The 6,893-nt window shown below is 61.3% G+C and carries 11 protein-coding genes; all 11 read left to right on the top strand.

The window, feature by feature from the left end; all coding sequences use genetic code 11:
* On the top strand, nt 1-195 hold a 195-nt coding region (locus ACQR1W_RS35415), incomplete at its 5' end, for a hypothetical protein (RefSeq protein ID WP_434855101.1).
* A gap of 256 nt (nt 196-451) precedes the next feature.
* Entirely contained in the window at nt 452-1,414 is a 963-nt protein-coding gene (locus ACQR1W_RS35410) for a DUF5309 domain-containing protein (protein WP_434855100.1), read from the top strand.
* 70 nt (nt 1,415-1,484) lie between these two features.
* Nucleotides 1,485-1,847, top strand: a complete 363-nt coding sequence (locus ACQR1W_RS35405; protein ID WP_434855099.1) for a hypothetical protein — start codon at nt 1,485-1,487, stop codon at nt 1,845-1,847.
* 1 nt (nt 1,848) lies between these two features.
* Complete coding sequence (locus ACQR1W_RS35400) at nt 1,849-2,160, top strand: hypothetical protein (RefSeq protein ID WP_008966653.1); 312 nt, start codon at nt 1,849-1,851, stop codon at nt 2,158-2,160.
* On the top strand, nt 2,160-2,492 hold the full coding sequence (locus ACQR1W_RS35395; RefSeq protein ID WP_434855098.1) for a hypothetical protein: 333 nt from the start codon (nt 2,160-2,162) through the stop codon (nt 2,490-2,492). Before ACQR1W_RS35400 ends, ACQR1W_RS35395 begins: the two co-directional genes overlap by 1 nt.
* Nucleotides 2,489-3,142, top strand: coding sequence for a phage adaptor protein (locus ACQR1W_RS35390; RefSeq protein ID WP_434855097.1), 654 nt, complete (start codon nt 2,489-2,491; stop codon nt 3,140-3,142). Before ACQR1W_RS35395 ends, ACQR1W_RS35390 begins: the two co-directional genes overlap by 4 nt.
* A 12-nt stretch (nt 3,143-3,154) precedes the next feature.
* Nucleotides 3,155-3,586: a hypothetical protein gene (locus tag ACQR1W_RS35385; protein WP_008966656.1), complete on the top strand. Its 432-nt coding sequence runs from the start codon at nt 3,155-3,157 to the stop codon at nt 3,584-3,586.
* Between the two features lies 1 nt (nt 3,587).
* Nucleotides 3,588-4,397: a hypothetical protein gene (locus ACQR1W_RS35380; protein WP_434855096.1), complete on the top strand. Its 810-nt coding sequence runs from the start codon at nt 3,588-3,590 to the stop codon at nt 4,395-4,397.
* Nucleotides 4,397-5,002, top strand: coding sequence for a hypothetical protein (locus tag ACQR1W_RS35375; RefSeq protein ID WP_434855095.1), 606 nt, complete (start codon nt 4,397-4,399; stop codon nt 5,000-5,002). Before ACQR1W_RS35380 ends, ACQR1W_RS35375 begins: the two co-directional genes overlap by 1 nt.
* A 102-nt stretch (nt 5,003-5,104) precedes the next feature.
* Nucleotides 5,105-6,577, top strand: coding sequence for a hypothetical protein (locus tag ACQR1W_RS35370; protein WP_434855094.1), 1,473 nt, complete (start codon nt 5,105-5,107; stop codon nt 6,575-6,577).
* Nucleotides 6,574-6,888, top strand: coding sequence for a hypothetical protein (locus tag ACQR1W_RS35365; protein ID WP_434855093.1), 315 nt, complete (start codon nt 6,574-6,576; stop codon nt 6,886-6,888). The genes ACQR1W_RS35370 and ACQR1W_RS35365 overlap by 4 nt, the downstream gene beginning before the upstream one ends.
* Nucleotides 6,889-6,893 lie beyond the last annotated feature (5 nt).

The raw sequence follows: 6,893 nt of genomic DNA, 5'->3' as shown, positions 1-6,893 counted from the left end.
GTTCTCGCCGCTCTTGAACGGACGATTCGTCATAATCCCGAATCGTACAGGCAATCCTCAGTTCTTGCCCAGCCTCGTCGGGCAAATCACCTGCATACTTCCATCATCGCAAGAATTCAAAAGCCCGCCTCGAAAGTCGAGCGCGGGCTTTTTCGTAAGGTTATGTGGCGTCAGCTTGATGCTGGCTTGCTGTGAGTCGCTCTCGGGCGAACCCAGCGCCTATCAGCCTCACGATCAACGCCGACCCCGATCATGAGACGGGCGCTCCGGCGAAGGCGTCTCGACACGGCCGAACCGGAAATTCTCCGTGCCATCGGACCGCCGAGATTTTACGAGCTCAGGACATTCAGTGTCCCCGATAACGGGACAGCCTCACGCCAGGCCGCGGCTGCGCTTCGACGTTGCGCGACGCGGATCTTTTGGCGTCCATCACCTATTTTAAGGAACATCCATGACTACACCGGCTTCAACCTTCGTGACCTATCAGGCCGTTGGCAACCGCGAAGATCTCAGCGACATGATTTATCGCATCGATCCGGTCGATACGCCCTTTATGAGTGGCGTCGACAAGGAGAAGGCGACTGCGATCAATCACGAATGGCAGACCCAGGCGCTGGCTGCGCCCGATAACACCAACGCGCAGCTCGAAGGTGACGATCCCAACACCAACGCGACGACGCCGACCGTTCGTCTCGGCAATCAGTGCCAGATTTCTTATAAGGTCGCGCGCGTCTCCGGCACGCAGCAGGCGGTCGATCATGCCGGCCGCGACAACGAACTGGCCTATCAGGAAATGCTGAAGGGCCTCGAGCTCAAGCGCGACCTCGAGATGATCCTGTGCGGCACCAACCAATCCAAGATTGTCGGCAACACGACGACGCCGCGAAAGACGGCATCAGTGTTGTCCTGGATCTTCTCCAACACCTCGAAGGGCACGGCTGGGGGCGCGGCCGATCCGACGGCTGCGGACGGGACGTCCATCCGGACCGACGGCACACAGATCGCCTTCACTGAAGCGCGGCTGAAGACTGTCCTCTCCTCGATTTGGACCAATGGCGGCAAACCTGGCACGGTCCTGACCGGGGCGTTCAATAAGCAGGTGTTTTCGACCTTCACGGGCCGTTCGACCGCGATCGAGGAGGCCAAGTCGAAGAAGATTGTTGCCTCGGTCGATGCGTATGAGTCCGACTTCGGCAAGCTCAAGGTCGTCGCTTCCCGCTTTCAGCGTCCCCGCGACGTGCTCGTGCTCGAGATGGACAAGTGGTCGGTCGCCTATCTCAACGGCCGCAACATGATCTCGATCCCGCTGGCCAAAACCGGCGACTCCGATCGGCGCCAGATCCTGGCCGAATACGCGCTGGTTGCTCGCAACGAAAAGGCGAGCGGTGGCGTGTTCGACAACACCACCTCTTGATTTCGGCGATCGCAAATCCCTGTCCAGGGCGGCCGATATGGCCGCCCGCTCTTTTGGAGAGATCATACCCATGCCGCTCCCTGGCAATCGAACCTTGAACACGGCCGATCTGACGGCCTATACGCCGTCCTGCGGCTCATCCCCTGTCGCGGCCTATGTTCGCGCACCGTTTCGCTGCCGTCTGCTCAAGGTGGCCGGCATTCTTGGTGGCGCCATCACCACCGCCGACGGAACAGTCACTGCTTCAGTCAACTCGGTCAATGTCGCGAGCTTCGCCGTCCCGCAATCCGGCTCGGCGGCGGGACAGCTGTTTTCCGTTGTGCCCGCATCGCCGACCTATCTCAACGAGGACGATGTGGTCGCACTGACGCCATCCGGCGCGTCGGGCGCTTCGGTGCCGATGCACTTCTCGCTCTCGGTCAAAGGAGCCTGAGATGTCATTTTTTCCGAAGCAGCCATCTTCACGTATCGGTACGACGCAGGTCATTGCATTCGACGGCAGTGTCGGTGCGACCAACAAATTCGGTTCGGCGACCTATCAAGTGCGCCTCAGCGCCAATGCGGCTTGCTGCTACCGGATCGGTGACGGCGCGCAGACCGCGACCGCAGCCGACGCCTTTCTTCCTGCCAATACGGTCGAATTCGTCACCGTGAGTCCCGGCCAGAACATCGCCGCGATCAAGGCGGCAACCAACGGACTTGTGACCGCTACTGCGGGCACGCTGTGGGTGACGGAGCTGTCGTGATGAGCGGGGTCCTCATTCGCCCTCATCTCGATAGCGACGGCAAGGGCCTTGCGATCGAGCATCTGCAGGATATCGCCCCGATCCTGGAATGGAACAAGGAAGCGCGCCGCGACGAGCAGCACGGGGATTGGGGACGGCATGTCGCGCGCATTCCGAACGTCATCTACGTCAGATGGTTAAACGAAGAGCATGCGCGGGGCAACACGGCCTTGCGCCTGTTCACGCCTGAGTTCGACCAGATCGTGCAGAAGAAGCTCAACGATCCAGATTGGGCCTATCTGCGCACAGACAGGCCGGCATTGCAGGCAGGCTGGAAGGCGGATCGCCCGTGACCCTCATCTCCGACTATGGATCACTGCAATCGGCGGTGACCGAATATCTTGCGCGCGATCAGGATGCCACGTTGATCGCGCGTGTTCCGAGCTTTGTTCAACTCGCCGAAGCCAAGTTCAACCGCCAACTGTTCGTACGCCAAATGGAACGGCGCTCGATTGCCGTCGTCGATCTGGCATCAGGCGAGCCGGAGTTCATCGCGCTTCCGTCGGATTTCCAGTCGATGCGCCGCATCAGATTGGCCAGCGTGGCCGGCAAGCCGTGCCTCGCATTCAAGTCCGGCATTCAGATGGATGAGTATCGGTTTGGGATTTCTGACACCATAGCACAGCCGCGCTATTTTACCATATTCGGCAACGAGCTCGAACTCGCGCCGACGCCCGATGCCGCCTACACCGTCGAGATGGTGTACCGGCAGGCAATTCCTCCGCTTGCGGCAAACAACACCAACTGGCTCCTGGCCATGGCGCCGGATCTTTATCTTTACGGGGCTCTGCTGGAGTCCGCGCCTTACATCAAGGAAGACGCGCGCATTCAGACATGGGGGCTCGGTTTCACCAATGCGCTCTCCGAGATGAACAATCTCGGGCTGACGTCAACCTTCAATGCCGGTCCAATGGCGGTGCACGTTTCCGGCCAGGTTTTCTAACGGGAATACACCATGGCAGCATTCAACAAGTTCAATTGCTTCGTGCAGGACGTCGCCAACGGTCTGCACAATATGAAGACTGGCACGCCGCACGTGTTCAAGGTCTATTTGACCAGCACCGCTCCGGTCGTGACCAATACCGTCTACAATACGCCGGCCGACCTGGCGGCTGCCAATGGCTACGCCGCAGGCGGCGCTTCCATTGGTACGATCACGGGTGCACAAACCTCCGGCGTATTCAAGTTCACCGCCGGCACCCAGCCGTCATGGACCGCTGCTGGCGGCTCGATCGGCCCGTTCGAATATGCCGTATTGTACAACGCGACCTCAGCATCGCAGCCGCTGATCGGCTGGTGGGATTACGGAACGCCGATCACTTTGACCAACGGCAACACGTTCACGGTGAATACAGATCTGGTCAACGGCATCCTGACGATTACGTAACATGGCAGCATTCATCGACAATTGCGGGTTCGTGCCGACCGCGGGAGGTACGGCCGACTGGACCTATGGCTCGACGGTCGGTGGCTACCAAAGCCCAAGCCAAGCCGGTGCCATCAACGGACAAACCTACGTGTTTCGCGCGCAGAGCGCCGATCTCACGCAATGGGAGATCGCAGCCGGCACCTATGCCTCGTCGACGGGCACGTTTGCGCGGACCACCGTGCTCTACACCTCGGCCGGGACGACCTCCAAAGTCAATTTTTCCGTTCCTCCGGCGCTGGTCGCGATCATTGCTGTCTCTCAGGACATCGCGCGAACGCTGCGCACTCGGACCGTGCTGACCAGCGGATCCGGGACCTACGCGACGCCGACAGGCTGCAGGACCATCAATGTCCGAATGATCGGTGGTGGCGCCGGCGGGGGCAACGGCGTCTCCGGCGCCGGTGGAAGCGGTGCGAATTCGACCTTCAGCGGGACAGGAGTGTCCATGACCGCAAGCGGTGGCAACGGCGTGCCGCAACAAGGCGGCATCGGCGGTGGAGCGTCCGGCGGGGACATCAATATCCAGGGAGGCGGTGGTCAGGGCGGCTCTGGTGTATTTACCGGGACTAATAACCTGGCTGGAGGAAACGGAGGCTCTGGACCCTTTGGTGGCGCCGGCATTGGGCAATACAACGCCAATGGTGGCGCTGCAGCTGCCAACTCCGGTGCTGGTGGCGGTGGCGGTGGTATCACAGGCAGCAGCGGCGTACCTGGCGGTGGCGGCGGGGCCGGTGGCGCCGGCATCATCATTATCGACGAGTACTATTGATGTCGCTCCTCGGCTTGGACGCAGTTGGCCGCTTCGCTGTCGGCCAGCTTCCTGTATCACGGGCGGCCGTATTATCGGCGCTGCCGGGAAGCTACGCCATCGGCGCGGTCGCGAGCAGCATGAGAATCGCGCAATCCGCAACTGCGATCTCGTTCGGACTCAGCGGGAATGCAGTGGGAGTTGCCATTGGGTTTCTGTCGTCTGGTCGTCCCTCCAATGTGTCGGCGGCATCGGCCGCTTTTTCGATTCCGCTATTGGCCATCACAGGCGGCTATATAGCTGATTACAAGACAGCCGCCGCTGCGGTTGGGTACGCCGTCGGGTCCGCCAACTATGTCCTTTCACCGTTGGTGTCGACGTCGGCTGTGTCGATCAACGCGAGTTCGGCAAATTGGACCGTGACAGGCCGACAGGTCGCGTTTGAGCGTGGCCATGAGGCTTGGTTTCCGCTGCCCTCCGACGGAGCTGTGTGGGCGGGAGGCTTCATTCCCGAAAGCGGTTGGACATCGGCCGCAGCACCTGGCGAGGGCTGGTCAGCGAACGCCGACAGCAACGGGACCTGGAGCAAGATGCCGGACCCCGCCGGGAGCTGGACCAAGAGCTAGCACAAGTCCTGAACATCGCGGGCCCTTGCCAAACTAGGGGCGTCGTGGCCGCCAGGCCCCTCGACGCGCCGCTCATCCAGCTCCTAGCAATACGAGAAAACAATGCCGCTTCTTGCTTTCGGCGAATATCGCCCTGATGTCAGCGATTATGAGGGGCAGGCCACGCGGAACGTCCAGAACGTGATTCCGCGCGGCGACGGCTATGGACCGTTCCCATCATTCACGGCCTACACTGCGGCCTTGCCGGCCGCCTGCCGCGGCGCATTCTATGCGTTGAAATCGGACGGGACCGTCGTGACCTTCGCGGGTACGGCAGACAGGCTCTACAAGCTCAACAACACTGACTTCACCTGGACAGACGTTTCCAAGGGCGCCGCTGCTTATGCGCAATTGTCGTCCTCGGCGCAGTGGCAGTTCGCTCAGACAGGCAATCTGGTCTTTGCCACGCAGGCGAACGCGCTGCTGCAGGTGTTCGATTTGACTGCATCGACGGCATTCGACAATGCGTTGGGCTCACCGCCACAGGCGGCCTACATCAGCGTCGTCGGCCGCTTCCTGGTGCTGTCCGGGCTGCTATCGACGCCATACCGCATCCAATGGTCGGGCCTCAACAATTTCAACTCTGCGACCTCGTGGGACGGTCTGACCGCAGGCTCCGATCATCAGGATTTCCCGGATGGCGGCATCGTTCGCGGCGTTGCTGGCGGCGAGGCCGGCATCATCTTCCAGGACCAGGCTATCCGGCGCATGTCCTACGTGCCGGGCTCGCCGATCATCTTCCAGATCGATCGCATCACCCAGGACAAGGGCCTTTACGCGCCGTATTCGATCATTCGCGCCGGCGAACGCATCTTCTTCTATGCCGGGCAAGGCTTCCACAAGATCGAGCCTGGCGGCGTACCGGAGCAGATCGGGCGCGAGAAGGTCGACCGCACGTTCCTAGCTGATATCGATAAGGGCAATCTGCACCTCTTCATCGGCGCAGCCGACCCGCGCTCGACGCGGGTGTATTGGGCCTACAAATCCGTTTCCGGTGCGATCGGCACATACGACAAGCTCCTCGGCTACGATTTTCTACTGGACCGGTTTTTTCCGGTGCAGGCGAGTGGTGAATATCTGCTGGGCATGTCGCAGACCGGCCTGACCCTGGAAAATCTCGACAGCATTTCCCCCTCGATCGACGCCATGACGCTGAGCCTGGATGCCTACGCGACCGCTGTGCAGCCGGAGATCGCGCAGTTTTCGCCGGTTCATGTGCTGGGCTTCTTTCGCGGGGCGAACCTCGAAGCGACGATCGAAAGCGCAGAGCAGGGGACGGACGAGAATCGGATCACGATCCGCGGCTTCCGTCCGGTCACGGACGCGGCCACGCTCTATGGGTCCGTCTCGTTCCGAGATACGCCTTCGATGGCCGCAGCCGCCGCTGCCGAAGTGCTGGTGAATGCCAGGACCGGGCGCTGCGACGTCAGGCGGGATACGCGCTATTCGCGCTTCAAGGTGCGGATACCGGCGGCCGTGTCCTGGACCTTCTGCGCCGGCGTTGTCCCTGATCTGACGACGAGTGGCCCGCTATGACAGCCTTTGTTCCGGGGATCACCGAGACAGACCTGAAGAAGATCGTGCTGGCCCTGCAGCAACTCGCCGCCGGACGCTCGAACGCGGTCGGAAGCGTCACGCTTGCAACCGGCGCCTCAAGCACCGTCGTCAACGATAGAAACTGCGCCGCAGGCTCGACGCCGATCCTGACGCCCGCGACGGCGGCTGCGGCGACTGAGCTTGGTAACGGCACGATGTACGTGAGTGCGGTGACGAACGGTGCGTTCACGATCGCCCACGCAATTAGCGCGACCTCAGGGCGGACGTTTCTGTATGCGCTGCTTGGGTGATCCGT

Origin of the sequence: Bradyrhizobium sp. HKCCYLS1011 (assembly GCF_051167795.1) — a bacterium.
Classification (GTDB): Bacteria; Pseudomonadota; Alphaproteobacteria; order Rhizobiales; family Xanthobacteraceae; genus Bradyrhizobium.
The sequence above is the reverse complement of the archived record's forward strand: the minus strand, read 5'-3'. Positions and strand labels throughout refer to the sequence as shown.

Coding starts and splice junctions, on each gene's coding strand:
- ACQR1W_RS35395 (WP_434855098.1), top strand. CDS start 2,160: ATGAGCGGGGTCCTCATTCGCCCTCATCTCGATAGCGACGGCAAGGGC.
- ACQR1W_RS35400 (WP_008966653.1), top strand. CDS start 1,849: ATGTCATTTTTTCCGAAGCAGCCATCTTCACGTATCGGTACGACGCAG.
- ACQR1W_RS35405 (WP_434855099.1), top strand. CDS start 1,485: ATGCCGCTCCCTGGCAATCGAACCTTGAACACGGCCGATCTGACGGCC.
- ACQR1W_RS35370 (WP_434855094.1), top strand. CDS start 5,105: ATGCCGCTTCTTGCTTTCGGCGAATATCGCCCTGATGTCAGCGATTAT.
- ACQR1W_RS35380 (WP_434855096.1), top strand. CDS start 3,588: ATGGCAGCATTCATCGACAATTGCGGGTTCGTGCCGACCGCGGGAGGT.
- ACQR1W_RS35385 (WP_008966656.1), top strand. CDS start 3,155: ATGGCAGCATTCAACAAGTTCAATTGCTTCGTGCAGGACGTCGCCAAC.
- ACQR1W_RS35410 (WP_434855100.1), top strand. CDS start 452: ATGACTACACCGGCTTCAACCTTCGTGACCTATCAGGCCGTTGGCAAC.
- ACQR1W_RS35365 (WP_434855093.1), top strand. CDS start 6,574: ATGACAGCCTTTGTTCCGGGGATCACCGAGACAGACCTGAAGAAGATC.
- ACQR1W_RS35375 (WP_434855095.1), top strand. CDS start 4,397: ATGTCGCTCCTCGGCTTGGACGCAGTTGGCCGCTTCGCTGTCGGCCAG.